Source organism: Micromonospora sp. NBC_00617, assembly GCF_045161355.1.
In the GTDB taxonomy this organism is placed as follows: Bacteria; Actinomycetota; Actinomycetes; order Mycobacteriales; family Micromonosporaceae; genus Micromonospora.
This window is the reverse complement of sequence record NZ_CP107751.1, coordinates 3,531,267-3,554,651: the sequence shown is the minus strand read 5'-3', so window position 1 is coordinate 3,554,651 and position 23,385 is coordinate 3,531,267. Positions and strand designations below refer to the sequence as shown.

The 23,385-nt window shown below is 72.4% G+C and carries 25 protein-coding genes; 15 read left to right on the top strand and 10 right to left on the bottom strand.

The features are described from left to right. Nucleotides 1-73: 73 nt before the first annotated feature. Genes OG505_RS16285 through OG505_RS16270 form a run of 4 tightly spaced genes read left to right on the top strand, consistent with a single transcriptional unit; the run spans nt 74 to nt 4,105 of the window. Nucleotides 74-1,120, top strand: coding sequence for a FecCD family ABC transporter permease (locus OG505_RS16285; RefSeq protein WP_405434256.1), 1,047 nt, complete (start codon nt 74-76; stop codon nt 1,118-1,120). Continuing rightward, complete coding sequence (locus OG505_RS16280) at nt 1,117-2,214, top strand: FecCD family ABC transporter permease (protein ID WP_405434255.1); 1,098 nt, start codon at nt 1,117-1,119, stop codon at nt 2,212-2,214. Before OG505_RS16285 ends, OG505_RS16280 begins: the two co-directional genes overlap by 4 nt. A gap of 20 nt (nt 2,215-2,234) precedes the next feature. After that, nucleotides 2,235-3,158: an ABC transporter ATP-binding protein gene (locus OG505_RS16275; protein WP_405434254.1), complete on the top strand. Its 924-nt coding sequence runs from the start codon at nt 2,235-2,237 to the stop codon at nt 3,156-3,158. Further along, nucleotides 3,158-4,105 carry an ABC transporter substrate-binding protein gene (locus OG505_RS16270; protein ID WP_405434253.1) on the top strand — a complete coding sequence of 316 codons (948 nt, stop codon included), beginning with the start codon at nt 3,158-3,160 and terminating at the stop codon, nt 4,103-4,105. The genes OG505_RS16275 and OG505_RS16270 overlap by 1 nt, the downstream gene beginning before the upstream one ends. A gap of 257 nt (nt 4,106-4,362) precedes the next feature. Here the strand turns inward: OG505_RS16270 and OG505_RS16265 are convergent, their stop codons facing one another. The 3 genes from OG505_RS16265 to OG505_RS16255 all read right to left on the bottom strand — a co-directional run bounded on the left by OG505_RS16265 (nt 4,363) and on the right by OG505_RS16255 (nt 6,825). Beyond that, the gene (locus tag OG505_RS16265) at nt 4,363-5,385 is read right to left on the bottom strand and encodes a hypothetical protein (RefSeq protein ID WP_405434252.1); all 1,023 of its coding nucleotides are present in this window, start codon (nt 5,383-5,385) and stop codon (nt 4,363-4,365) included. A 91-nt stretch (nt 5,386-5,476) separates the two neighbouring features. Then, entirely contained in the window at nt 5,477-6,121 is a 645-nt protein-coding gene (locus OG505_RS16260) for a hypothetical protein (RefSeq protein WP_405434251.1), read from the bottom strand. A 125-nt stretch (nt 6,122-6,246) separates the two neighbouring features. Continuing rightward, the gene (locus tag OG505_RS16255) at nt 6,247-6,825 is read right to left on the bottom strand and encodes a TetR/AcrR family transcriptional regulator (RefSeq protein WP_405434250.1); all 579 of its coding nucleotides are present in this window, start codon (nt 6,823-6,825) and stop codon (nt 6,247-6,249) included. 112 nt (nt 6,826-6,937) lie between these two features. On the opposite strand from OG505_RS16255, the gene OG505_RS16250 reads away from it, so the two are divergent. Next, on the top strand, nt 6,938-7,657 hold the full coding sequence (locus OG505_RS16250; RefSeq protein ID WP_405434249.1) for an MBL fold metallo-hydrolase: 720 nt from the start codon (nt 6,938-6,940) through the stop codon (nt 7,655-7,657). Between the two features lie 9 nt (nt 7,658-7,666). Here OG505_RS16250 and OG505_RS16245 read toward each other — a convergent pair whose 3' ends face one another. Both OG505_RS16245 and trmB read right to left on the bottom strand, forming a co-directional pair. Continuing rightward, the gene (locus OG505_RS16245) at nt 7,667-10,180 is read right to left on the bottom strand and encodes a DEAD/DEAH box helicase (protein WP_405434248.1); all 2,514 of its coding nucleotides are present in this window, start codon (nt 10,178-10,180) and stop codon (nt 7,667-7,669) included. A gap of 118 nt (nt 10,181-10,298) precedes the next feature. Then, entirely contained in the window at nt 10,299-11,000 is a 702-nt protein-coding gene (gene trmB / locus OG505_RS16240) for a tRNA (guanosine(46)-N7)-methyltransferase TrmB (RefSeq protein WP_405434247.1), read from the bottom strand. Nucleotides 11,001-11,139: 139 nt separating this feature from the next. Between trmB and OG505_RS16235 the strand changes: the two genes are divergently transcribed. Both OG505_RS16235 and OG505_RS16230 read left to right on the top strand, forming a co-directional pair. Beyond that, on the top strand, nt 11,140-11,841 hold the full coding sequence (locus tag OG505_RS16235) for a hypothetical protein (protein WP_405434536.1): 702 nt from the start codon (nt 11,140-11,142) through the stop codon (nt 11,839-11,841). Nucleotides 11,842-12,019: 178 nt separating this feature from the next. Further along, nucleotides 12,020-12,685, top strand: a complete 666-nt coding sequence (locus OG505_RS16230) for a class F sortase (protein ID WP_405434246.1) — start codon at nt 12,020-12,022, stop codon at nt 12,683-12,685. A gap of 235 nt (nt 12,686-12,920) precedes the next feature. On the opposite strand, the gene OG505_RS16225 is transcribed toward OG505_RS16230, so the two are convergent. From OG505_RS16225 to OG505_RS16210, 4 genes are all read right to left on the bottom strand, one after another. Continuing rightward, nucleotides 12,921-13,178, bottom strand: coding sequence for an alpha/beta fold hydrolase (locus OG505_RS16225; protein ID WP_405434244.1), 258 nt, complete (start codon nt 13,176-13,178; stop codon nt 12,921-12,923). 70 nt (nt 13,179-13,248) lie between these two features. Further along, the gene (locus tag OG505_RS16220; RefSeq protein ID WP_405434243.1) at nt 13,249-13,566 is read right to left on the bottom strand and encodes an antibiotic biosynthesis monooxygenase family protein; all 318 of its coding nucleotides are present in this window, start codon (nt 13,564-13,566) and stop codon (nt 13,249-13,251) included. 26 nt (nt 13,567-13,592) lie between these two features. Continuing rightward, entirely contained in the window at nt 13,593-14,390 is a 798-nt protein-coding gene (locus OG505_RS16215) for an exodeoxyribonuclease III (protein ID WP_405434242.1), read from the bottom strand. Between the two features lie 37 nt (nt 14,391-14,427). Continuing rightward, on the bottom strand, nt 14,428-15,348 hold the full coding sequence (locus OG505_RS16210) for a proteasome assembly chaperone family protein (protein WP_405434241.1): 921 nt from the start codon (nt 15,346-15,348) through the stop codon (nt 14,428-14,430). Nucleotides 15,349-15,749: 401 nt separating this feature from the next. Here OG505_RS16210 and OG505_RS16205 point away from each other — a divergent pair, with 401 nt between their 5' ends. From OG505_RS16205 to OG505_RS16195, 3 genes are all read left to right on the top strand, one after another. Next, on the top strand, nt 15,750-16,604 hold the full coding sequence (locus tag OG505_RS16205) for a peptidase M23 (protein WP_405434239.1): 855 nt from the start codon (nt 15,750-15,752) through the stop codon (nt 16,602-16,604). A 106-nt stretch (nt 16,605-16,710) separates the two neighbouring features. Beyond that, nucleotides 16,711-16,857 carry a hypothetical protein gene (locus tag OG505_RS16200; RefSeq protein ID WP_355595714.1) on the top strand — a complete coding sequence of 49 codons (147 nt, stop codon included), beginning with the start codon at nt 16,711-16,713 and terminating at the stop codon, nt 16,855-16,857. Nucleotides 16,858-16,903: 46 nt separating this feature from the next. Next, the gene (locus OG505_RS16195; RefSeq protein ID WP_405434238.1) at nt 16,904-17,659 is read left to right on the top strand and encodes an EcsC family protein; all 756 of its coding nucleotides are present in this window, start codon (nt 16,904-16,906) and stop codon (nt 17,657-17,659) included. Nucleotides 17,660-17,675: 16 nt separating this feature from the next. On the opposite strand, the gene OG505_RS16190 is transcribed toward OG505_RS16195, so the two are convergent. Continuing rightward, nucleotides 17,676-18,527 (bottom strand): GDSL-type esterase/lipase family protein, encoded by an 852-nt coding sequence (locus OG505_RS16190; RefSeq protein WP_405434237.1) that lies wholly within the window; start codon nt 18,525-18,527, stop codon nt 17,676-17,678. Nucleotides 18,528-18,714: 187 nt separating this feature from the next. Between OG505_RS16190 and OG505_RS16185 the strand changes: the two genes are divergently transcribed. From OG505_RS16185 to OG505_RS16165, 5 genes are read left to right on the top strand one after another with little or no spacing between them, the layout of a single operon-like run. After that, nucleotides 18,715-18,978, top strand: a complete 264-nt coding sequence (locus OG505_RS16185; RefSeq protein ID WP_405434235.1) for a DUF6343 family protein — start codon at nt 18,715-18,717, stop codon at nt 18,976-18,978. Nucleotides 18,979-18,990: 12 nt separating this feature from the next. Further along, nucleotides 18,991-20,406, top strand: coding sequence for an NADP-dependent succinic semialdehyde dehydrogenase (locus OG505_RS16180; RefSeq protein WP_405434233.1), 1,416 nt, complete (start codon nt 18,991-18,993; stop codon nt 20,404-20,406). Nucleotides 20,407-20,458: 52 nt separating this feature from the next. Continuing rightward, entirely contained in the window at nt 20,459-21,424 is a 966-nt protein-coding gene (locus tag OG505_RS16175; RefSeq protein WP_405434231.1) for a TIGR03885 family FMN-dependent LLM class oxidoreductase, read from the top strand. A gap of 37 nt (nt 21,425-21,461) precedes the next feature. Next, a complete protein-coding gene (locus OG505_RS16170; protein WP_405434230.1) occupies nt 21,462-23,036 on the top strand; it encodes a Na+/H+ antiporter in 1,575 nt (524 codons plus the stop codon). Further along, nucleotides 23,033-23,290: a UBP-type zinc finger domain-containing protein gene (locus tag OG505_RS16165; protein ID WP_405434229.1), complete on the top strand. Its 258-nt coding sequence runs from the start codon at nt 23,033-23,035 to the stop codon at nt 23,288-23,290. The genes OG505_RS16170 and OG505_RS16165 overlap by 4 nt, the downstream gene beginning before the upstream one ends. Nucleotides 23,291-23,385: the final 95 nt, after the last annotated feature.

The following is a 23,385-nucleotide window of genomic DNA, read 5'->3' as shown; positions in this document are numbered from 1 at the left end:
CAGACCCGATTAGGTCACTTTCTGCAGGTCGGCTAAGGTTAGGCGAACCTAAGCTCGAACGTGCAGGAGATTTGTGACCACCCTCGTCGACCGGCCGACGCCGGCCCGCAACCGGTCCGGCGCCCGTACCGGCCGGCGGGTGGCCGTCACCGTCGGGGCGGCACTGGTGCTGCTGCTCGCCGTGCTGGCGAGCTTCGCGCTGGGCAGCCGGCCACTCGGTGTCGATGCCGTCTGGCACGCCCTCGTCGCGCCGGACGGCAGCGACGCGAGCACGATCGTCCGGGAACTGCGCATGCCGCGTACCGCCCTGGGCCTCGCTGTCGGGCTCGCCCTCGCCGTGGCCGGGGTGTTGTTCCAGGCGCTCACCCGCAACCCCCTCGCCGAGCCCCGCATCCTCGGCATCAGCGCCGGCGCGTCGTTCGGCGTGGTGCTCGCCATCTCCGTCTTCGGCGTCGGCACACTCGCCGGCTACGTCTGGTTCGGCATCGCCGGGGCACTGGTCGCCGGGCTGCTGGTCTTCGCCATCGCCACCCGGGCCCGCGAGGGCGCGAGCCCGGTCACCCTCGTGCTGGTCGGCGCGGCGCTCGACGCCAGCCTCGCCTCCGGGGTGTACGCGCTGCTCAGCATCGACGCCCGCACCTTCGAGGAGTACCGCTTCTGGGTCGTCGGCGGGTTGGCCGGCCGGGACCTCGGCGTCACCGCCCAGGTGCTGCCGTTCGTCCTCGTCGGGTTGCTGCTGGCGGCGCTGGTGGCCCGGGGCCTGGACGCGCTGGCTCTCGGCGACGACGTGGCCCGCGGCCTGGGCCACCGCATCGGGCTGGTCCGCCTCACCGGTGGCCTCGCCGCGGTGCTGCTGACCGGCGCCGCGGTGGCCGCCGCCGGGCCGGTCGCCTTCGTCGGGCTGGCCGTGCCGCACCTGGCCCGCGCCCTGGTCGGCGCGGACCACCGCTGGACCCTCGCCGTCTCCGCCCTGCTCGGGCCGGCGCTGCTGCTCGGCGCCGACGTCGTCGGCCGGCTCGTCGCCCCGCCCGGCGAGATACCGGCCGGGATCATCACCGCCCTGATCGGCGCACCGCTGCTGGCCGTGCTGGTCCGCCGCGCCCGGGTGGTGACCGCGTGACGACCACCCAGCGCCCGGTCCCCGGCCCGGCAGGCCCCGCCGCCTCGTCTGGGGGCGGCTCTGCGCCGCTGCCGGGGCGGTCGCTGCTGCTGCTCGGCCCGGTCAGCCTGCAGATCCGCCGCCGGGCGGTGCTGGTCGCCGCCGTGCTGACCGTGCTGCTCCTGCTCGCGATGCTGCTCAGCCTGTCCCTCGGCACCCCGTACGTCGCCCCGGCCGACGTGCTGCGGGCGCTCTCCGGCGCGGGCACCCCGTACGACCTCGTTGTCCTTGATCTGCGGTTGCCCCGGATCGTGCTGGCCGCGGTGGCCGGGGCGGCCTTCGGCGTGGCCGGCACGCTGATCCAGAGCGTGGCGCGCAATCCGCTCGCGAGCCCGGACGTCATCGGCATCACCCAGGGTGCCGGCCTCGCCGCGACCGTGGCGCTGACCAGCGGTGCGGCGGCGGTGCTGGTGGCGCCGAGCGCGCTGGTCGGCGGCCTGCTGGCGGCGGTGCTGCTGTTCGCCCTCGGCGCCCGGCACGGACTGGCCGCGCAGCGGTTCGTCCTCGCCGGCGTGGCGGTCGCGTTCGCCTTCCGGGCGCTCACCGAGGTGGTCATGCTCACCGCCGACCCGATCGACGGCCTGCGGGCGCAGATCTGGCTGATCGGCACCCTCGCCGGCAAGGGCTGGACCGAGGCCGCCTGGATCGCCGGCACCCTGCTGGTGCTGCTGCCGGTGCTGGCCTGGGCCGGCTGGGCACTGAACAGCACCGCCCTGGACGACGACACCGCGCGGGGCGTCGGGCTGCGTCCCGTGGCCCGCCGGATCGGGCTCGCCGGCACCGGTGTGCTCGTCGCCGCGATGGTCACCGCCCAGGTCGGCGCCGTCGACTTCGTGGCGCTCGTCGCACCTCAACTGGCCCGTCGGCTGGTCCGCGCCGAACGGCCCCCGCTGGTCTGCGCCGCGCTGCTCGGCGCGCTGCTGCTGGTGCTGGCCGATCTGGCCGGCCGGCGGCTGTTCGCACCGACCCAACTGCCGGCCGGTGTGCTGACCGCCGCGATCGGCGGCCCGTACCTGATCTTCCTGTTGCTTCGTGGACGGCGGCGGTCGTCGTGACGCCCTCAAGGAGTCGTGTGATGCTCTCCACCCGCGACCTGGTCGTCGGCTACGACGAGAGGACCGTGCTCGACGGGCTCACCCTGGACCTGCCGACCGACGCGTTCACCGTCATCGTCGGCCCCAACGCCTGCGGCAAGTCCACCCTGCTGCGCACGATGGCCCGGCTGCTCACCCCGCGACGCGGCACGGTCCTGCTGGACGGCACCGCCATCGGTGACCTGCCCACCCGCGACGTGGCCCGCCGGCTCGGCGTCCTGCCGCAGAGCCCGCTCGTGCCCGAGGGCGTCACGGTGGCCGACCTGGTCGGGCGCGGCCGACAGCCGTACCAGCGGTGGTGGCGGCAGTGGTCGTCGTCCGACGCCGCGGCGGTGGACGAGGCGATGAACCTGGCCGACGTGGCCGACCTGGCCGACCGGCCGGTGGACAGCCTCTCCGGTGGCCAGCGGCAACGCGTGTGGATCGCCATGACCCTGGCCCAGGACACCGACGCCCTGCTGCTGGACGAACCGACCACCTTCCTCGACCTGGCCCACCAGGTGGAGGTGCTGAACCTGCTGCACCGGCTACGCGTCGAGCGGGGCCGCACCGTGGTCGCCGTGCTGCACGACCTCAACCAGGCCGCCCGCTACGCCGACCACCTGATCGCGATGCGCGCCGGCGCGGTGGTGGCCACCGGGCCGCCCCGGGAGATCCTCACCGCGGACCTGGTCCGGGACGTCTTCGGGCTGGCCTGCGTCGTCGTCCCCTGCCCGGTCACCGGCGCACCGCTGGTGGTGCCCGCGCACACCGGCGGCCCCGCTGCCCCGCCGTCGGGCCCTGGTGCCGCGTCCGCTGACGCGGACGCCCCCGATTCGTCGACGGCGTCCGTCCCGGACGCCCGACCCGCCTTCGGCGACGCGGTCAACCCGCTCGCCGGCACGTACCCCTCGAAAGGACTCTGATGCGTCGTCTCGTCGCCGCTCTCGCCGCGGCCGTCGCCCTCGGGGCCGGCCTCACCGCCTGCGGTGAGAGCGACCCGGTCGCCGGCACCACCACCGGGGAGACCCGGGAGATCACCCACGCCATGGGCACCACCAAGGTCCCGGCCGAGCCCAAGCGCGTCGTCGTGCTCGACACCGACAAGATCGACACGGCACTCTCGCTGGGCATCACGCCCGTCGGCGCCGCCACCGCCGGTGAGGCGAAGAGCTGGCCGACGTACTTCGGCGCGGACAAGCTCACCGGCATCAAGGAGGTCGGGGTGCTCACCGAGCCCGACCTGGAGGCGATCAACGCACTCAAGCCGGACCTCATCCTCGGCAGCAAGTTCCGCCAGGAGAAGTTCTACGACGAGCTGGCCGCCATCGCGCCCACCGTGTTCACCGACAAGGTGGGCATCACCTGGAAGGAGAACCTCCTGCTCGACGGCAAGGCGCTCGGCCGCGAGCAGCAGGCCAGGGACCTGCTCGGCGCGTACGAGAAGCGGGCCAAGGACTTCGGCGCCACCCTCGGTGACCCCGCCGCCCGCAAGGTGTCGATCGTGCGCTTCATCCCGGGCAACATCCGGGTGTACGGCCCCGACTCCTTCTCCGGCATCGTCGTCGGCGACACCGGCCTCGGCCGCCCCGAGCGGCAGCTGCTGGCCAACAAGGAGGACAAGCGCTTCGACCTGGTCAGCCCCGAGCGGATCAACGAGGTCGACGGCGACGTCATCTTCGTGACCGCGTACGGCGACAAGGCCGCCGCCGAGCAGGCCAAGGTGGCGGGCGGCACCCTCTGGAAGGGCCTCGGCGCGGTCAAGGCCGGCAAGGCGTACCCGGTCTCCGACGAGATCTGGATGACCGGCATCGGCGTCGGCGCCGCCAACAAGATCCTCGACGACCTGGCCAAGTACCTCCCCACCACCTGACAACCCCTCAGCGCCCGCGCACCGCAGGCCCCGCGCTCCGCGCGTCGCAAGCCGCGCTCCGCGCACCGCAGGCCCCGCGCTCCGCGCGTCGCAAGCCCGCGCTCCGCGCGCGCCCACCCCAAGATCCGCGCAACTTCGGTGAAAGTGCTGCCTCACGACCTGGTGAGACAGCAAGATCCCTGAAACTGCGCGGATCTTGGCGTGTGTGGGTGTGGGTGTGGGTGTGGGTGTGGGTGTTCGTGTGGTGTTGGGCCGGGTCAGCGGGAGCGGGACCGGAGGGCTTGACGGAGTTCGGCGAGGAAGCCGTCGAAGTCCTCGCGGAACCGTTTCGCGGTCACGTGCAGGACGATCCAGTCCTCGCCGAGCAGGCGGTTGAGGCGGCGTCGGTCCCGGTGGAACTGCTCGGGATCGTCGTGCCACAAGCCGTCGTACTCGACGGCGACCCTGAGATGTGGCCACGCAAGATCGAGGCGGGCCACGAACCTGCCGTCTCGCTCGACGACGAACTGGGTCACGGGTGCCTGCACCCCGGCGAGCACGATCCGCACCCGCAGCCGCGACTCCGGGGCTGATTCGGCGCCGGCGTCGGCCAGCTCAGCTACCCGCATCATCCGTCTCCAGCCTCGGTTGCCGGCTCTCGACCGGGAGCCTGCGCGAAGCTCAGGGATCACCACCAGCCGTTGGCTGGCGAGGCGGTCCACGATGGCGACAGCCTCCTCGGTCGGCAGCCACTGGGCCAGGTCCCAACATGTGCGGGTCGGCGTGGTCAGCGGAATGCCCTGACGTATCGCGACGTCGGTCGCTGCGATCTCGCTGGCGTGCACGACGAGCCCCGAGACGGGACCGAACCGCTGAGCGGCGGGCACGAGCACGTCGAGGGGCTCGTGGTCGGCAACCGATGCCGCGCCGTAGAGCGCCGCCGCACTGCGACCGGCGATCACCACACCCGGTGGCAGCACCCAGCGCACCGCGGCGGCGCAACGAGTGCGATGGGTGACCTTCAGTCGGGCATCCGCGTAGACGTCGCGGAACAGTGGGCGCCATGCCCTGCCGCGCAGCTCCGTTCGGGTGAGCAGGCCTTGGGCAACGACACGGGAGCCGCGAAAGACGCGCCCCTGGAGGCTCGCAGGCCGTCGTGGGGAAACAGGCATGACGACACCTTGACCGGCAGAGGTGTGCGCCTGCAGCCCCTGTGGATAACCCCCGAACAGGTCCTGAACACCAAGATCCGCGCAACTTCGCTGTTCTTGCTGCCTCCTCACGACGTGAGACAGCAGCATCCCCGAAGTTGCGCGGATCTTGGGCGGATAGAGCGCGGCGGGCGGGTTGGGGGGTTGGGGGTGGTGGGGTGGGGTGGGTGGGGGTGGGGGTTTAGGCGGCGGTGCCCCAGATGGCGCGGAAGGCGGCGGCTTCGCCGGACAGCCAGCGCTCGATCTGGTCGGGCTTGGCGTCGCTGGGCATGCGGTGGGCCTGGCCGCGACGGATGTCGACCAGGATCGGCTCTGCGTGGGGGAGAACCGCGTCCATGTGTCGTGCCATCAGGTGCAGGGTGGCGAGCACCGATTCCTTACTCGGTGGGGCCTCGTCGAAGTGCAGCCGGACCGCTTCGGCGCGGCCGTCGGCGTGGCGTACGCCGAAGTGGGGGTTGATCTTGACCGGTAGGTCACCCAGCATTGCCAGGGCATCGCGGGTCTGGGCGAGGTCGACGGCTGCCGGATCGCCGAGGGAGTGCAGCCAGGCCGTGGCGCCGGGGACGAGCGCCTGGTAGAGCGGGCGCCAGCGTGGCTTGACCACATCGACCACGCCGGTCAGGTGCGTGCCACCGGTGTGGAAGGCGATGTCGGCCTTGAGCGCCTTGACGAACTGGCCGTGCGGGTTGAAGCCGGACCTGCTGGCGCGCTGCTTGCGCAGCCCGCCCACGAAGGTCGCTTTGGTGGGGCCGGTGCGGTCGACGTAGCGGGTGAAACCGAGCAGTGTGGCGTAGGGGGTGAGGGGCGTGGAGGCGGGCACTGTCACGAGCGTCCTCCCAGGTCAGGAACTCGATTAGTACATACATTCTAATCGACGGGTCTGACATCGCCCAGCGAATCCGGGGTCCGGAGATGTGCGGTTTCCGGAGGACCTGCGCTGCCGGCCGACCCTCACCCGGCGCGGGGTGTGTCCAGGGTCGTCAGGGCGGCGGTCAGGCGGTCGATGCCGAACGCGAAGGCCTCGTCGAGGTCGCCACCAAGGTTGAAGGCACCCGCCAGTTCCATGCTGATGAAGCCGTTCGCCCAGGCGGTGAACAGGCGCGCGGCCGACAGGGCGTGCTCGGGCCCGGCGAGTTCCGCGGCGAGGCGCAGGGCGGGGGCGCTCGCCCGGGTGAGGATGTCGAGACTGGGCCTGGTGTCTGCGGGGCCGGTGGCGAAGATCAGGTGGTAGCCCGCGGGTTGGGCGTGGGCGAACGCGCGGAAGGCGTGGGCCAGCTCGGCGAGGTCTCGGCCCGGATCGCCGCTGCCGGCTACGGCGCCGAGCTGCTCGCCGAGGTCGTGCACTGCTGCTTCGGTGACGAGCCGGATGAGGTCGTCACGGTTGCGGACCCGTTTGTACAGCGAGGGGGCGCGGACGCCGACCCGCTGGGCGACCGCCTGCATGGTCAGGCCCGGAAGCCCTTCGGACTCCAGGATCTGGCGGGCGGCCGCGACGATGTCGGCGAGGGACGTCCGGTCGGGAGTCGGCATGCGTGTTCCTTCCGGGGGTGGGCGACGTTCGTCACCCATCATAGCTATAGCCCTTAGGCATCATGGCTATGTATCGTAGCTATCAGGGAACGACGTCACCTCGGAGGAAGTCATGAAGCTCGGGCCGCACCTGCACCGCATCGGCAACGACATCGTCGCCGCGTACCTCGTCGAGACCGACGAGGGCGTGACCGTCGTGGACGCCGGCCTCTCCGGTCACTGGCCGGAGCTGCTGGCGGAGTTGTCCGCCATGGGTCGCTCGCTCGCCGACGTCCGAGGTCTGATCCTCACCCACGGCGACACCGACCACATCGGCTTCGCCGAGCGGTTCCGGCGCGACCACGGCGTACCGGTCTACGTGCACGAGGCGGACGCCGCCCGAGCCCGCGGCGAGATCAAGTCCAAGGCGCCCTTCGGGACCTTCAAGGTGGGTGCCGTGGCCAGCTTCCTGATGTACGCGGGCCGCAAGGGTGGGCTGCGCACGACGTACCTCAGCGAGGTGATCACCGTGCGGGACGGTCAGGTGCTCGACCTGCCCGGCGCTCCGCGCGTCATCGGGATGCCCGGCCACTCGCCGGGCAGCATCGCCGTGCACGTGCCGATCGCCGACGCCGTGTTCGTCGGCGACGCGCTCACCACCCGACACGTGCTGACCGGCCGGTCGGGCCCGCAGCCGGCGCCGTTCACCGACGACCCGGCCCTGGCACTCGCCTCGCTGGCCCGCATCGAGGACCTGCGGGCGACGTGGATCCTCCCCGGCCACGGCACCCCCTGGAACGAGGGTGCCGTCGAGGCGGTGCGCCGGATCAAGGCTGCCGCCCAGGCCGGGTGATGGCGGGCGTCAGAGCTGGCCGACGTCCGTGATCCGGACGACCGCGGCGCCGACCTCGTCGGAGGCCACCAGGTCGATCTCCGCGCTGATGCCCCAGTCGTGGTCGCCGTTGGGGTCGTCGAAGCTCTGCCGGACGGTCCACCGCTCCCGGCCCTGCTCGATCATGAGCAGTGAAGGCCCCCGGGCGTCCGGCCCGACGCCGATCGAGTCGTACTCCTCGAAGTACGGCGCGAGGGCGTCGGCCCACGCGTCGTAGTCCCAGCCGTCCTCGGCGTCCAGCTCGGCAAGCAGGTCCCAGCGGCGTAGCGCGGCCAGCTCGACGCGGCGGAACAGCGCGTTGCGCACCAGCACCCGGAACGCCCGCGCGTTGCGGGTCACCGCGGGTGGCCGGTCGGTCAGCGCGGCGTGCGCCTGGGCCACCTCGGCCACGTCGGACGGGTTGCGCAGCCGCTCCCACTCGTCGATGAGGCTGGAGTCGACCTGGCGGACCAGCTCGCCCAACCACTCGATGAGGTCGATCAACTCCTCGGTCTTGGCGTCCTCGGGCACGGTCTGGCGCAGCGTCTTGTACGCGTCGGCCAGATAGCGCAGGACCAGCCCCTCCGAGCGGGTCAGCCCGTAGAACTGCACGTACTCGGTGAAGGTCATGGCCCGCTCGTACATGTCGCGGACCACGGCCTTGGGGGAGAGCTGGTGGTCGGCGACCCACGGGTGGCCCTGCCGGTACATCTCGTACGCGGCCTCCAGCAGCTCGGCGAGGGGCTTCGGGTGGGTCACCTCGTCGAGGAGCTCGATGCGGGCCTCGTACTCGATGCCCTCGGCCTTCATCGCGGCGACCGCCTCGCCGCGCGCCTTGAACTGCTGCGCGGACAGGATCTGCCGGGGGTCGTCGAGGATCGACTCGATCACGCTGAGCACGTCGAGCGCGTACGACGGGGACTCGGCGTCGAGCAGTTCGATGGTGGCCAGGGCGAGGGGGGAGAGCGGCTGGTTGAGGGCGAAGTCGAGCTGGAGGTCGACGGTGAGCCGGATCCGCCGGCCGGTCTCGTCGGGCTCGGGCAGCTCCTCGACCACCCCGCCGGCGCGCAGGGCCCGGTAGATGGCGATGGCCCGGCGGATGTGCCGGCGCTGGGCGGCCGGCTCCTCGTGGTTGTCGGTGAGCAGGTGCCGCATCGCCGTGAAGGCGTCACCGGGGCGGCCGATGACGTTGAGCAGCATCGAGTGGCTGACCTGGAAACTGGAGGTCAGCGGCTCCGGCTCGGCGTCGACCAGCCGGTCGAAGGTGGGCCGACCCCAGCCGATCGACCCCTCCGGCGGCTTCTTGCGGACCACCTTGCGCCGCTTCTTCGGGTCGTCGCCGGCCTTCGCGAGGGCTTTCTCGTTGTCGATGACGTGCTCGGGGGCCTGCACCACGACCCGGCCGATGGTGTCGTAGCCGGCCCGACCGGCCCGCCCGGCGATCTGGTGGAACTCGCGGTTCTTGAGCAGCCGGGTCCGCACCCCGTCGTACTTGGACAGGCCGGTGAACAGCACGGTGCGGATCGGCACGTTGATGCCGACGCCGAGGGTGTCGGTGCCGCAGATGACCTTGAGCAGGCCGGCCTGCGCGAGGGTCTCCACGAGCCGGCGGTACTTGGGCAGCATGCCGGCGTGGTGCACGCCGATGCCGTGCCGGACCAACCGGGACAGCGTCTTGCCGAAGCCGGAGGTGAACCGGAAACCGCCGATCGCCTGGGCGATCATGTCCTTCTCGGCGCGGGTGCAGACGTTCACGCTCATCAGCGCCTGGGCGCGTTCCAGCGCGGCGGCCTGGGTGAAGTGCACGACGTACACCGGGGCCTGCTTGGTCTCCAGCAGCTCTTCGAGCGTCTCGTGCAGCGGGGTCATCGCGTACGAGAAGATCAGCGGGACCGGCCGCTCCGCCGAGCGCACGACGGCGGTCGCCCGCCCGGTGCGTCGGGTCAGGTCGTCGACGAAGCGGGTGGTGTCCCCCAGGGTGGCGGACATCAGGACGAACTGGGCCTGCGGCAGCTCGATGATCGGCACCTGCCAGGCCCAACCCCGGTCCGGCTCGGCGTAGAAGTGGAACTCATCCATGATCACCTGGCCGACGTCGGCCTTGGCGCCCTCGCGCAGGGCGAGGTTGGCCAGGATCTCCGCGGTGCAGCAGATGATCGGGGCGTCGGCGTTGACGCTGGCGTCGCCGGTGAGCATGCCGACGTTCTCGGCGCCGAAGACCTCGCAGAGCGCGAAGAACTTCTCCGACACCAGGGCCTTGATCGGCGCGGTGTAGAAGGTCGTCCGGCTGTCCGCGAGGGCCGCGAAGTGCGCCGCGATCGCCACCAGGCTCTTACCTGAGCCGGTGGGCGTGTTCATGATCAGGTTGGCGCCGGAGACGATCTCGATGACCGCCTCCTCCTGATGGGGGTAGAGGTCGAGGCCGCGCTCCTTCGCCCAACCGGCGAACGCGTCGAAGAGGGTGTCGGGGTCGGCGCTTGTCGGCAGCGCGGCGGTGAGCGTCATATCCCGTCCATGGTGCCTGGATCATGACCGTTCGCGCCAACCGGGTTGTCGCGCGACTCGCTCAAGGCGTAAGGAAGGGCCCCCTTTACAACGCCAGGCGTTAACAGGGGGCCCTTCCTTACCGGTGGCGGTAGATCAGGTCGGCGACCGGCCGCCCGGCGGTGATCGCCCGCCGCTCGAACTTCGTCACCGGGCGGTGGGCCGGGCGCGGCGCGAAGCCGCCGTACGCGTCGACGAGCCCCGGGTCCGCGTCCAGGGTCTCCCGCATCGCCTCGGCGTACTCGGCCCAGTCGGTCGCGCAGTGCAGCGTCCCGCCGGGCACCAACCGGGAGCGCAGCAGCGCCACGTGCGCCGGCTGGATGATCCGCCGCTTGTGGTGGCGGGCCTTCGGCCAAGGGTCGGGGAAGAAGATGTGTACGGCGTCCAGGACGCCCTCCGGCAGGCCGCTGACCAGCTCCAACGCGTCGCCCTGAGCCACCCGCACGTTGCCGAGGTCACCGCGGTCCACCAGGTCGAGCAGGTTGGCGATTCCCGGCGTGTGCACCTCGACCGCCAGATAATCTCGACCCGGGTCGGCGGCGGCCATCGTGGCGGTGCTGTCGCCCATGCCCGAGCCGATCTCCAGCACCACCGGGGCCCGGCGGCCGAACAGGGCGGTCAGGTCGACGGGCTCGTCCGACACGTCCAAGCCGTAGGACGACCAGAGCCGCTCCAGTGCGTCGGTCTGGCGGCCGCTCATCCGGCCCCGGCGGGGGTGGAAGGTGCGGATCGTCCGGCCGGCGGGCGGGACGGTGGCGGGGTCCGGGTCGGTGGTGGTCACAGCGACCCGAGCGTACGCGACGTCGTCCGCGGATCGGATGTGATGTGCGACCGGTAATGAGAGGATCGATCTGGTACGGCAGGCCGGGCGGTCCGCTGCCCGGCGCGGTCCTACGGCGTCGAGAGGGGGCACCGTGGCAGTGACCCGCGGCGGCGTGACCCTGTCGGTGGTGACCGTGCTCGCCGGCCCCCTGCTGGCCGCCGCCCCCGCGCACGCCGCCCCCGCGGCCGGCGGTCCCGTGGCCGCCGCGTCGGTCCTCGCCGCGCCGGCTGCCCTCGTCTTCGTTGCCGCCGCGCCCGGTGCGCTCGTCTCCGCTGGTCTCGTGCCCGTCGCCCGCCCGCTCGTGCTTGTCGCGCCCGGGGGTCAGCCCGAGGGTCAACCCGGAGGCGCACCCCAGCCCGCTCCGCCGGTGGACGTCTTCGTCGAGGTGAGCCCCAGCACGGTGCAGCCCGGTTACCTGGTCGGCATCCGGGCCAGCTGTCGGGACAACTCGGTGGGCGCCACCGTCGTCTCCGACGCGTTCGGCGCGGTCGGCGTGCAACCGCAGCGCGGCGTGCTCACCGCCGCGCCGATGGTGCGCGAGCGCACCCGCCCCGGCAACTACCGGGTCAAGCTGGAGTGCCGCGACGGCGAGACCGCGTCGACAATGCTCCAGGTGGTCAAGAAGGTGCCGTCCCCCCAACCCAGCCGAGGCCCGGCCACCGGCTTCGGTGGCAGCGCCGGGGGGATGAGCGACAGGCTGCTGCTGCCCGGCGGTGCGGCGCTCACCATCACCGGGCTGATCTTCGCCGTGATGGCCCTGCGTCGGCCCCGTACCGTCCGTGGCGTCGCGCGCCGCTGAGCCCGCCATGGAGATCTTCCGCCCCACGCCACCCCCCGCCGGCTCCCGCCCGCCCACGGGCTCGGGCCCGCCCGCCGGTTCGTGGTCGCCCGACGGCGCAGAGCCGCACGCTGGCTCGCCTCCGGTGCGCGATTCGCGAGTCCCCGCCGACCGAGCAACGGTCGCCGACCGTCCGCCGGTGGCCGCCCGTCCGCCGACCGCCGTCGCTCCTCGGCGCAGCCGTCCGTCGGGCCGTAGCCCCTGGTCGGTGCCGTTGGCTGTGGTGCTGGTGCTGGCGGGGGTCTTCGCCACCGGGGCGGGGCTGGGCCGCTCGGTGGGCCCGTTCGACTGGGCGCCGGCGGGCGGTGACCGCCCGCCCCGCAGCGAGACGGTCGGGTTGTCGGCCAGTCGCCCGGTGCGGCTCACCGTCCCGGCGATCAAGGTGGCGGCGCCGGTGGCGCCCGTCGGGCAGGCGCGGGACGGCACGATCGCCGTACCGCCGCTGGAACGGCACAACGAGACCGGCTGGTACGACCGTGGGCCGACGCCCGGCGAGCCCGGTCCGGCGGTCATCGTCGGGCACGTGGACACCAAGAACGGTCCGTCGGTCTTCTACGACCTGGGCAAGCTGCAGCCGGGTGACCTGATCGAGGTGGCCCGTGCGGACCGGTCGACGGTGGTGTTCAAGGTCGACACCGTCGAGCACTTCCCGAAGGACCGGCTGCCCGCCGAGCGGATCTACGGCCACGACGGCCCCGCCGGCCTGCGATTGATCACCTGCGGCGGCCAGTTCATCGGCGGTCGCACCGGCTACGCCGACAACGTGATCGCCTTCGCCACCCTCCAGTCGTCCCGGAAGCCGTGATCCCGGCCGGGCTCGGCATGATCCAGACGAGATCGGCGGAGTCGGGGTGTCCCGGCGGCGCTGACACCCCCACCTCCCCGAAGCCGAGTCGAGCAACCGCGGCGAGTCAGCGCAGGAAGTCCAGGAGTTGGCGCACCGTCTCGTCGGGGGCCTCCTCCGGGATGAAGTGCCCGACCGGCACCGGCCCGCCGCGCACGGCCGACCAGGTGGAACCGGTCATGACCCAGGTGCCGCATCACCTCGATCTGGTCGCGGGCGATGGCGCGCATGCGGTACGGCTCATGCTCGGCGGTGTGCCGCTGTCGCCCCAGCCCCGCAGGTCGGTGGCGACGACGGTGAAGTGCTCGGCGAGCCGGGGCGCGACCTTGTGCCACATGAGGTGCGTCTCGGGGATGCCGTGCAGGAGCAGAACGGGTGGCCCGCTGCCGCCCCGGCGTCCGTGGATCGTCGCGCCGGCCGTGGGGATGTCGAACTCCTCGAACCCGTCGAACACGGCCGGACGCTATCAGCGCAGGTCGCCGCCCGGGCGTGGTTCCGCCGAGCCCAGGATCGTCGGCAGGTGGTCAGGACTGGGGGACGTGCAGGGCCACCTCGAACTCCAGGAGGCTGGCGCCGCTGGAGACCGGCGGGCGGGGCTTGTCGCCGGGGGCGGCGGCGTGTGCCGCGCGCGAGGGGCCGGATGCCCAGGCCTGGTACGCCTCCTCGCTCTCCCACCTGGTGTAGACGAAGTAGCGGGTCTCCCCGGCCACCGGGCGGAGCAGTTCGAAGCCGAGGAAGCCGGGGGAGTTCTGCACCGCGCCGGCCCGCGCCGCGAACCGCTTCTCCAACTCGGGGCCGGCGCCCGGCGGAACCTCGATTGCGTTGATCTTCACGACTGCCATCTGCCCACCCTAGCCAGCGCCGGCGCTCAGAACGTCTCGACGGCGGGGACCAGATCCGCGTCGATGACGATCGGGGCGTGATCGGAGGGGCCCTTGCCCTTGCGGGCCTCCCGGTCCACGTACGCCGCGCGGACCGCCCGCGTGAACGGGGCCGAGGCGTACACCAGGTCGATCCGCATGCCCTTGTTCTGGTGGAACATCCCGGCGCGGTAGTCCCAGTAGGTGAACGGGTGCGGCCCCTTCATCGGCGTCGGCACCACGTCGCTGAGCCCGAGGTCGCGCAGCGCGGCCAGGGCGGCCCGCTCGGCCGGGGTGACGTGCGTCGAGTGGGTGAAGATCGCCGGATCCCAGACGTCCGCGTCGGTCGGTGCGACGTTGAAGTCGCCGCAGACGGCCAGCGGCAGGCCGCCGGCCAGCTCCGCCTCCAACGCGTCGCGCAGCGCCGCGAACCAGGCCAGCTTGTACGCGTAGTGCGGGTCGTCCGGCGTGCGGCCGTTGGGCACGTACACCGACCACACCCGCAGCCCGTCACAGGTGGCGGAGATCGCGCGGGCCTCCGGTGCCGGAAAGCCCGGCTCACCCGCGAAGCCGACGCGGACGTCGCCCAGGCCGACCCGGGACAGGATCGCCACCCCGTTCCAGCGGCCGTCGCTGTGGCTGGCCACGGTGTAGCCCAGCTCGCCCACCTCGGCCACCGGGAAGGCGCCGTCCGGACACTTCGTCTCCTGCAGGCAGACGACGTCGGGCCCGGTGCCGGCCAGCCATTCCAACAGCCGGGGCAGCCGGGCCTTCACCGAGTTCACGTTCCAGGTCGCCAAGCGCATGGCTCCACCCTGCCGCATCCGCTGCCGTGTCGCCGGGTCAGCTGCCCGGGGTGTCGCCGGGACGGGTCTGTTCGGCCAGGAACCGTTCCAGCTCCGCGCCGAGCTCGTCGGCGGTGGGCAGCGGACCGGCGTCGGGGGCGAGCAGGTTCCGCTCGCCGCGTCCGCGGGCGAACGCGTCGTACTGCTCCTCCAGGGCCTGGACCAGGGCGGCGGCGTCCTCGGTCTGGGCGACCTGCCGGTCGATTTCCACCCGGACCACCTCGGCGGCCGAGCGCAGCCCGTCGCCGGGCAGCAGCAGCCCCGTGCTGCGCGACACCGCGCTCAGCAGCACCTCGGCGGCGGCCGGGTACTCGGTCTGCGCCACATAGTGCGGCACGTGCGCGGCGAACCCGAGCGCGTCGCGGCCCTGCTCGCCGAGGCGGAACTCCAGCAGGTGACCGACGCTGCCGGGCACCTGGACCCGTTGCAGCCAGGGCTCGTACCCGCTGATCAACTCCGGACGGGTGGCGTGGGCGGTCACGCCGGTCGGCCGGGTGTGTGGCACCGCCATCGGGATCGAGTTGAGCCCGACGGTGAGCCGTACGTCCAAGCGGGCGGCGAGCCCCGCGACGGCGGCGATGAACCGCTCCCACTGCAGGTCCGGCTCGGGGCCGGTGAGCAGCAGAAAGGGTGTCTCGTCGTCGTCGTTCAGCAGGTGCAGCTCCAGCTTGGGGGCGTCGAAGCTCTCCCAGTGGTCCTCGACGAAGGTCATCACCGGTCGTCGGGAGCGGTAGTCGAAGAGCTGGTCCACGTCGAAGGTGGCGATCGGTCGGCCCTCGAGCGAGGTGAGCAGCTGCTCGCGGGCCAGCCGGCTGGCGTTGCCAGCGTCCACGAACCCGGTCAGGGCCTGGACCAGGACCGGTTGCCCGAGCTCGGGCAGGTCGTCGGTGAGCTGATAGAGCTCGTGTGGGTCGAGCACCGGTGCGGACCTCCCTGGAATGTGCCTGAGCGGATGCCGACACGGTGGACGGCACCCGATTCCGGCAACGTACCCGCCATCCTGGCGCATTCCTGCGTCGGGCGATCCGCCGACCGCCGGCTGGGCGTGATCGGACGAACCACCCGATTACGCCGATCGGCCGATGGGCGGTTCGGCTCAAAGGCCGATTTCGTCGATCATGTCGGTCCTCGCGGCCCGATGTCCGTCCCTGTCGCCGTCCGTGCCGGCCCACGTGCCGCGCCGGTTTTCTCCGGTACGCGAGGTCCCTTCCCCGGGCAGGTCGAGCCGCCCCGCTCGTCCACCCGAGGACCCCGATTCTGTGGCGAGGGCCACGTGATCACAGTGCGTGATCGGGGTTTCGGCCTGCCTAGCCTCGGTTGATGCGTGACGACGGCACCCTCGACGACCCGTACGCCCCGAGCGGCCCCACTACCGAAATGGAGGAAGGCACCTCAGCTGAACGGACAACCGCCGCGACTCGGCTTCGGGCGTACGCCCGCGACCTGACCGGTCGACGCCGCGCCCAGGTGGCCCTCGCCACCGGCGTGGTCTGCTGCCTGGCTCTGGCCGCCGTCGCGCAGGTCCGCGACGAGACCGCCGGCGCGGCGACGCGGGCCGACTCGCGCGCCAGCAGCGCCGAACTGGCGCAGCGCGCCGAGCAGCAGCGCGCGTCCCGCTCTCTCGACCGCGCCGCCACCCCTTCTGCCACCCCGTCCGCCTCCGCGGCCTCCGCCGACCCGGACACCACCTCACGTGCCCCCAAGGTCGCCCCGGCGCAGCCGACCGACCCGGCGCCGGTCGCCGGCCTGGACGACGACCAGATGGAGAACGCCGAGGCGATCGTCCGCACCGGACGCAAGATGGGCGTCCCGCGCCGTGGCCTGGTCATCGCGGTGGCGACCGCCATGCAGGAGAGCAACCTCTACAACGTCGCCAGCGGCGTACTGCCGGAGTCGCAGGACTACCCGCACCAGGGAATCGGCTGGGACCACGACTCGGTCGGTCTGTTCCAGCAGCGCTCCAGCAGCGGCTGGGGTCCGGTCGGCCGGCTGATGGACCCCGAGTTCGCCACCCGGCAGTTCCTCAACGCACTGGAACAGGTGCCCGGCTGGCAGCAGATGCGACTCACCGACGCCGCGCAGGCGGTGCAGGTCTCCGCATACCCCGAGCACTACCAGCAGCACGAGTGGCGGGCCACCCGGGTCGTCGACGCCATCGTGCCGGCGGGGCGGTAGCCTACCGACCACTGTGGACGGTGAGGGTTGACCCTGTCGCGTCCCGGGTACATCCGTTGCGGGTTCGGGGTACACATGATGCAGGGATCATCGACAGGAGGACGTCATGTCTTTGATGCAGCGGATCAGCACCTTCCTGAGATCGCCCAAGGGTCAGCAGCTGGTGGACCGGGGGCGGCGCGAGCTGGCCAAGCCCGGCAACCAGCAGAAGCTCAAGGGGTTGGCGGCGCGACTGTCCAACCGCCGTCGCTGACCGCGCCACCGGCCATCCTGCCCGTACCCACCCCTGGGGAGACCCGGTGACCGACACCCCGCCCGCCAGCGGTCAGCCCGCCGCGCCCACGCCCGAGCCGTCGGCCGGCCTGCCGGCCGTGCCGGTGGCCGCGCCCGAGGGGCCGCCGGCCCGACTCTGGGACCGGATGCGCGACGATCCGCAGTACGCCCCGGAGCACCTCGCCCTGGAGGCGGTGCGCCGGCTCGGGCCCGAGGCCGCGCAGTGGGCCGCCCGCGCCCGCAGCGAGCACCCCGGCGTCTCGTCCGACGTCCTGGCCGACCAGGCGGCCCGCAAGTTCGTCAACCTGGCTCGCCTGTCCGGGGCGGTCTCCGGAGCGGCCGGGCTGCCCGGGGCCGTCCTCGACGTCGGCGTGCTGGCCTGGACCCAGGCGCGCATGGTCCTGCACATCGCCGCCGCGTACGACGTCGACCCGCTGCACAGCGACCGGGCCACCGACCTGCTCGTGCTCCAACGGGTGCACAAGGTCGCCGAGAGCGCCCGCCTGGCGCTCGGGGTGGCCGCCGGCCGGGAACGCGCCGACGCGCTCTTCGGCCTGGGCGGCCAGCGCCCGCTTGGCCGGGTCATGGTGCAGCTCGGCGTCCGGCTGGCCCAGATGGCCGGCGTGCGGGCCGCCAAGCGACTCGTCGCCAAAATCGTCCCGGGTGCGGCGATCGTGCTCGGCACCTGGGCCAACTCGTCCGCCACCAAGGACCTGGCCGAGCGCTCCCGGGCGCTCTACCGTCGGCGGGGCACCGCCGTCCCGGAGCCTCGCCGCTCCTGAACCGCCCTCGGGCGGTTCAGTCGGCCAGGCCGGACGAGCGCCAGGTCACCTCGGCCAGCCGGTCCTGACCCGTGGCGTTGGGGTGGAACCAGTCCAGCGGGTTGAGCAGGTCCAGGGTGAAGCGGACCTTGTGCGCCGCGCCGCCGTCGTGCCGGCAGCGCGAGCCGTACGCCCGGCAGGCCGCCACCAACTGCGCGTTGTACGCGTCGATCCGGTCCCGGACGGCGGCCCGGCGGGCCTTGTCGGCGGGCGCCGTCGACGTCGCGTTGGCCAGCAGCGCCGGGCAGATGCCCCGCCGCCACGCTCGTGCCGCCCGCGCGTCGCCGTGCCCGACCTCCCACAGCCGGTAGAGGTCGGGGATGCTCACCACCAGCACCCGGGCCTTCGGTCGGCCGGTCCGCAGCACCCGCAGGCCCCGGTCGACGTCCGCCCGGAACTGGGTCACCGGGGTCATCGCGTCCACCCCGCCCCGGCAGATGTCGTTGGCGCCGATCAGCACGGTGATGTAGTCGGCCCGGTCGCGTACGGCCGCCTGGGCCTGGCCCTCGAGGGCGTCGGCGCGGGCGCCGGGCCGGGCGTGGTTGTACGCCTTGCCGCGGATCGCGGAATTCTCATCGAGCAGCCGCCGATAGTGGCTCTGCACCCGCAGGCCGTCCCCGGTCGACCAGGAGTTGCGCTCGCAGGAGGTGAGCACCAGGCAGGAGGCGAAGCCGGTGCTGATCGAGTCGCCGAGCGCGGCGATGCCGCCGGGCCCGCCGGACGACGGCGGGCTCTTCGTGGGACGGGGGGAGGCCGACGTGCCGCCCTCGCAGGCCAGCGCGACCAGCGCGGCGAGACAGGCCAGGGCGGCAACCCAGCGTCGAGGCATGACATCCCCCGTCTCGCAGCACAGAGCAACAGCGCGGTAACTCTAAGCGCTGGATGTGGTCGAGCGGGAAGTTGCTGTCGGGTATGTGGCCAAGTGCCGGCGAAAGAGCTGCGGGAGTGCTATAAGCGCCACCAGCGCGGGCGATGGCTACCGGTTAACAGCGCCGATCGGGGGTAGCTCAGGAGGTATGACGAGATCGCAGCCCCGGCGTGCCCGTGGCACGGTCGGCCACGCGTACAGCGCCTTGAACCTCCGACTCACCCTCGCCGGCTTCGGGTTGGTGAGCATGGTGCTCTTCGCGGTGCTGGCGTTCTGGGCGGGGCTCGCCTGGCTCGGCGTGCTCTGCGTGATCTTCGCAGTCGTCGCCGTGGTCGACCTGGTCGTGATCCAGCGACGCCGCGCCGCTCGCCGCCGCGAGGAGCCAGGCGCACGACACTCGCTGTTCGAGTGACAGGAGGACGAGATGCCCCACATCGCCACCACCAACCCCACCACCGGACAGGTGCTCAAAACCTACGAGGCGATGTCCACCGAACAGCTCGACGCCGCCATCGAGCGCACCGACCTCGCGTACCAGCAGCTGCGCGGCACCACCGTCGACCAGCGCGCCCGGTGGATGAACGCCGCCGCCGACCTGCTGGACGCCGAGCGCGACGAGATCGCCCGGATCATGACCACGGAGATGGGCAAGACGTACGTCGCGGCGCAGGCCGAGGTGACCAAATGCGCCACCGCCGCCCGCTTCTACGCCGACAAGGCGCCCGCGTTCCTCGCCGATCAGCCGGCCGACGCCGCCGCCGTGAAGGCGACCCGGGCGTTCATCCGCTACCAGCCGATCGGCGTGGTGCTCGCGGTGATGCCGTGGAACTTCCCGCTGTGGCAGGTGATGCGCTTCGCCGCCCCGGCGTTGATGGCCGGCAACACCGGCCTGCTCAAGCACGCCTCGAACGTGCCGCAGACGGCGCTGCTGCTGGAGGACGTGTTCCGTCGCGCCGGCTTCCCCGAGGGGGCGTTCACCACAGTGCTGGTGGGCTCGGACGCCGTCGAGCGGATCCTCGCCGACCCCCGGGTCCGCGCCGCCACCCTCACCGGCAGCGAGGCGGCCGGGCGCTCCATCGCCCAGATCGCCGGCCGGGAGCTGAAGAAGACCGTGCTGGAGCTGGGCGGCAGCGACCCGTTCGTGGTGATGCCCTCGGCCGACATCGACGCCGCCGCCGAGGTGGCCACCACGGCCCGCTGCCAGAACAACGGTCAGTCCTGCATCGCCGCCAAGCGGTTCATCGTGCACACCGACGTCTTCGACGCCTTCGCCGAGAAGTTCGCCGCGAACATGACCGCGCTGCGCGTCGGCGACCCCATGGACCCGGACACCGACGTGGGTCCGCTGGCCAGCGAACGCGGTCGCGACGAGGTGCACGCCCAGGTGCGCGACGCGGCGGACAACGGCGCGACGGTGCTCTGCGGCGGCGAGCTGCCCACCGGTGACGGGTGGTACTACCCGCCGACGGTGGTCACCGACCTCACGCCGCAGATGCGGATGTGGTCCGAGGAGGTCTTCGGGCCGGTCGCCGGCCTGTACCGGGTGTCCTCGTACTCCGAGGCGATCGAGGTTGCCAACGGGACCAGCTTCGGCCTCGGGTCGAACGCCTGGACCCGGGACGCGGCCGAGCAGGAGAGCTTCGCCACCGACCTGGACGCCGGCAACGTCTTCATCAACGGGATGACCACCTCCTACCCGGAGCTGCCGTTCGGCGGCGTGAAGAACTCCGGCTACGGCCGGGAGCTGTCCGAGCTGGGCATGCGGGAGTTCTGCAACACCAAGACGGTCTGGGTGGGCGAGGGAGCGGCGTCGGCCGGCGCTGGCGCGCACGCCGAGTAGCTTCGGGCGCGGTACGCATCACCAGACGACGCCGTGGGTAGGAAGTGCGCCCATGACGTCGTTCGGATTCCACGCCTCCCACGAGCAGATCCCTCCCCGCGCCCTGCTGGAGGCGGTGATGCACGCCGAGCGCGCCGGCTTCGACGCCGCCATGTGCTCCGACCACTTCTCCCCGTGGAGCGCCCGGCAGGGCGAGTCCGGCTTCGCCTGGTCCTGGCTGGGCTCGGCGTTGCAGGCCACCGGCATGTCGTTCGGCGTGGTCAACGCCCCCGGCCAGCGCTACCACCCGGCGATCATCGCGCAGGCGATCGGCACCCTCGGCGCGATGTACCCGGGCCGGTTCTGGGCCGCGCTGGGCACCGGCGAGGCCAGCAACGAGCACATCACCGGCGACCCGTGGCCGCGCAAGGACGTCCGCGCTGCCCGGCTGCGCGAGTGCGTGGACGTCATCCGGGCGCTGCTGGCCGGCGAGGAGGTCAGCCACGACGGTCTGGTCCGGGTGGACCGGGCCCGCCTGTGGACCCGCCCCGAAGAGCCGCCCGCGCTGGTCGGCGCGGCCGTCAGCGTGGCCACCGCCCGCTGGTGCGCCGAGTGGGCCGACGGGCTGATCACCGTCAACGCGCCGGTGGAGCACCTGCGCGAGATGATCGACGCGTACCGGGACGCCGGTGGACGCGGCCCACTGCACCTCCAGGTGCACGTCTCCTGGGCGCCCGAGCAGGCGCAGGCCGAGGCGCTCGCGTACGACCAGTGGCGCAGCAACGTCTTCACCCCACCGGTCTGCTGGGACCTGGAGACCGTCGAGCATTTCGACGTGGTCTCGGCCGACGTGCCGCCCGAGCGGATCGCCCAGGTGGTGAACATCTCGGCCGACCTGGGCCGGCACGTGGGCTGGCTCCAGGAGTACGCGGCGCTCGGTTTCGACCAGATCGCCCTGCACCACGTGGGGCAGGAGCAGCGCGGGTTCATCGACGCGTTCGGCGCCGAGGTGCTGCCCAAGCTGCGCCCGGCGGGCTGATCGGGGGTCGCTCGCCCGACCCCTAGGCTCGTATTTCATGGAAAGCCTGTTTCCGGTCGTCGTCTTCCTGGCGATCGCCACGCTCGGCGCGGCGCTGGCCCGCCGGCTCGGCCTGCTCGCGCCGATCGTGCTGGTCGTGCTCGGCCTGGCGCTCTCGTTCGTGCCGGGCTTCCCGCAGATCGAGCTCGAACCGGAACTGGTGCTGATCGGCATCCTGCCGCCGCTGCTGTACGTCGCCGCGCTGGACACGTCGGTGCCGGCTTTCAAGAACAACATCCGGCCGATCCTGCTGCTCGCCGTGGGCCTGGTGCTGTTCACCGCGTTCGCGGTGGGCGTGGTGCTGCACCTGTTGCTGCCGCAGGTCCCGTTCGCGATCTGCCTGGCCCTCGGCGCGGTGGTCGCCCCGCCGGACGCCGTGGCCGCCACGGCCGTCGCCCGCCGCGTCGGCCTGCCCCGCCGGGTGGTCACGATCCTGGAGGGGGAGAGTCTCGTCAACGACGCCACCGCGCTGGTGCTGCTGCGGGTCGCGACGATGGCCTCCATCGGCACGGCCGTCGGCACCGACAGGATCGGCCTCGAGGTGCTGCGGTCCACCGGCGGCGGCATCCTGATCGGGGCGCTCGGGGCGTTGGTGTTCGGCTTCCTGCACCGGCGGATCAGCGACCCGCTGCTGGACAACGCGCTGTCGTTGATCATTCCGTTCGCGGTGGTGTTCACCGCCGAGCACCTGCACGCCTCCGGCGTGGTCGCGGTGGTCGTCACCGGTCTGGTGCTCGGGCACAAGCTGCCGCAACTGCTGTCGGCGGCGTCCCGGTTGCAGGTCGGCGCGTTCTGGCGGCTGGTCCGGTTCCTGCTGGAAGGACTGGTCTTCCTCCTGGTCGGGTTGCAACTGCGGGAGGTGCTGCGCGAGCTCGACGAGCCGACCGGCTCGCTCGTCCTGATTACCTTCGCGGTGCTCGCCACCGTCTTCTTGACCCGCTTCGTCTGGCTCTTCCCGGCCACCTACCTGGCCCGGTTGGTCCCCCGGATCCGCCGCCGGGATTCGGCCCCGTCACCGAAGGTCCCGATCATCATCGGCTGGGCCGGAATGCGGGGCGTGGTGACGCTCGCCGCCGCCCTGGCCCTCCCGTTGACCCTGGCCGACGACGAGCCGTACCCCCGGGCCCTGTTCATCTGGTTGGCCTTCGCGGTGATCGTGGTCACCCTGGTCGGTCAGGGCGCCACGCTGCCGCTGGTCGCCCGACGGTTGAAGCTGCCCCAGGACGACCCGGTGCAGGACGCGTTGTCGGCCGCCGGAGTGCAGCAGCAGGCCAGCAGGGCCGCGCGGGACCGGTTGGAGGAGTTGGCCGAGAGCGCACCGGGGTCCGTGGTGGATCGGCTGCGCCGGGTGCAGGAGGACCGCACCAACATGGCCTGGGAGCGGCTCGGCGGCGACGAGCGGGAAACCCCGTCGCAGGCGTACGGTCGGCTGCGACAAGAGATGATCGACGCCGAGCGGGACGTGTTCCGGGCGGCCCGGGACGCCGGTCGAATTCCTGAGGAGGCGCTGGTGCGGGCCTATCGTGACCTGGACCTGGAAGAGTCGTTGCTTCGGCAGGAGGTCGAGCAGTGAGCTGTCAGCACCTGACCGAGGCCGGCACCGCCGAGCCGCGCACCCCCGACGAGTGCGCCGACTGCGTCGCCGTCGGCGACACCTACTGGGTGCACCTGCGTACCTGCCTGAGCTGCGGCCAGGTCGGCTGCTGCGACTCGTCGCCGAACCAGCACGCGAGCAAGCACTTCGCGTCCACCGGCCACCCGGTGATCCGCTCGGCGCAGCCGGGCGAGGCCTGGCGCTGGTGCTTCGTCGACGAGGAGATCGGCTGACAGGTCCCGAACGACGCCGGCCGGCCGGTCCCGCCCATCGCGGGAGCGGCCGTCGGCGTCCACCGGTCGGTCAGGGGCGTGGCGGGCGGCCGGGA

Bases quoted from the DNA above. Each gene is read 5' to 3' on its own strand.
- OG505_RS16200 (WP_355595714.1), top strand. From the start codon at position 16,711: ATGTCTTTGATGCAGCGGATCAGCACCTTCCTGAGATCGCCCAAGGGT.
- OG505_RS16220 (WP_405434243.1), bottom strand. From the start codon at position 13,566: ATGGCAGTCGTGAAGATCAACGCAATCGAGGTTCCGCCGGGCGCCGGC.
- OG505_RS16250 (WP_405434249.1), top strand. From the start codon at position 6,938: ATGAAGCTCGGGCCGCACCTGCACCGCATCGGCAACGACATCGTCGCC.
- OG505_RS16180 (WP_405434233.1), top strand. From the start codon at position 18,991: ATGCCCCACATCGCCACCACCAACCCCACCACCGGACAGGTGCTCAAA.
- OG505_RS16270 (WP_405434253.1), top strand. From the start codon at position 3,158: ATGCGTCGTCTCGTCGCCGCTCTCGCCGCGGCCGTCGCCCTCGGGGCC.
- OG505_RS16215 (WP_405434242.1), bottom strand. From the start codon at position 14,390: ATGCGCTTGGCGACCTGGAACGTGAACTCGGTGAAGGCCCGGCTGCCC.
- OG505_RS16255 (WP_405434250.1), bottom strand. From the start codon at position 6,825: ATGCCGACTCCCGACCGGACGTCCCTCGCCGACATCGTCGCGGCCGCC.
- OG505_RS16265 (WP_405434252.1), bottom strand. From the start codon at position 5,385: ATGCTGCTGTCTCACGTCGTGAGGAGGCAGCAAGAACAGCGAAGTTGC.
- OG505_RS16190 (WP_405434237.1), bottom strand. From the start codon at position 18,527: ATGCCTCGACGCTGGGTTGCCGCCCTGGCCTGTCTCGCCGCGCTGGTC.
- OG505_RS16275 (WP_405434254.1), top strand. From the start codon at position 2,235: ATGCTCTCCACCCGCGACCTGGTCGTCGGCTACGACGAGAGGACCGTG.
- OG505_RS16205 (WP_405434239.1), top strand. From the start codon at position 15,750: ATGCGTGACGACGGCACCCTCGACGACCCGTACGCCCCGAGCGGCCCC.
- OG505_RS16185 (WP_405434235.1), top strand. From the start codon at position 18,715: ATGACGAGATCGCAGCCCCGGCGTGCCCGTGGCACGGTCGGCCACGCG.
- OG505_RS16245 (WP_405434248.1), bottom strand. From the start codon at position 10,180: ATGACGCTCACCGCCGCGCTGCCGACAAGCGCCGACCCCGACACCCTC.
- OG505_RS16175 (WP_405434231.1), top strand. From the start codon at position 20,459: ATGACGTCGTTCGGATTCCACGCCTCCCACGAGCAGATCCCTCCCCGC.
- OG505_RS16170 (WP_405434230.1), top strand. From the start codon at position 21,462: ATGGAAAGCCTGTTTCCGGTCGTCGTCTTCCTGGCGATCGCCACGCTC.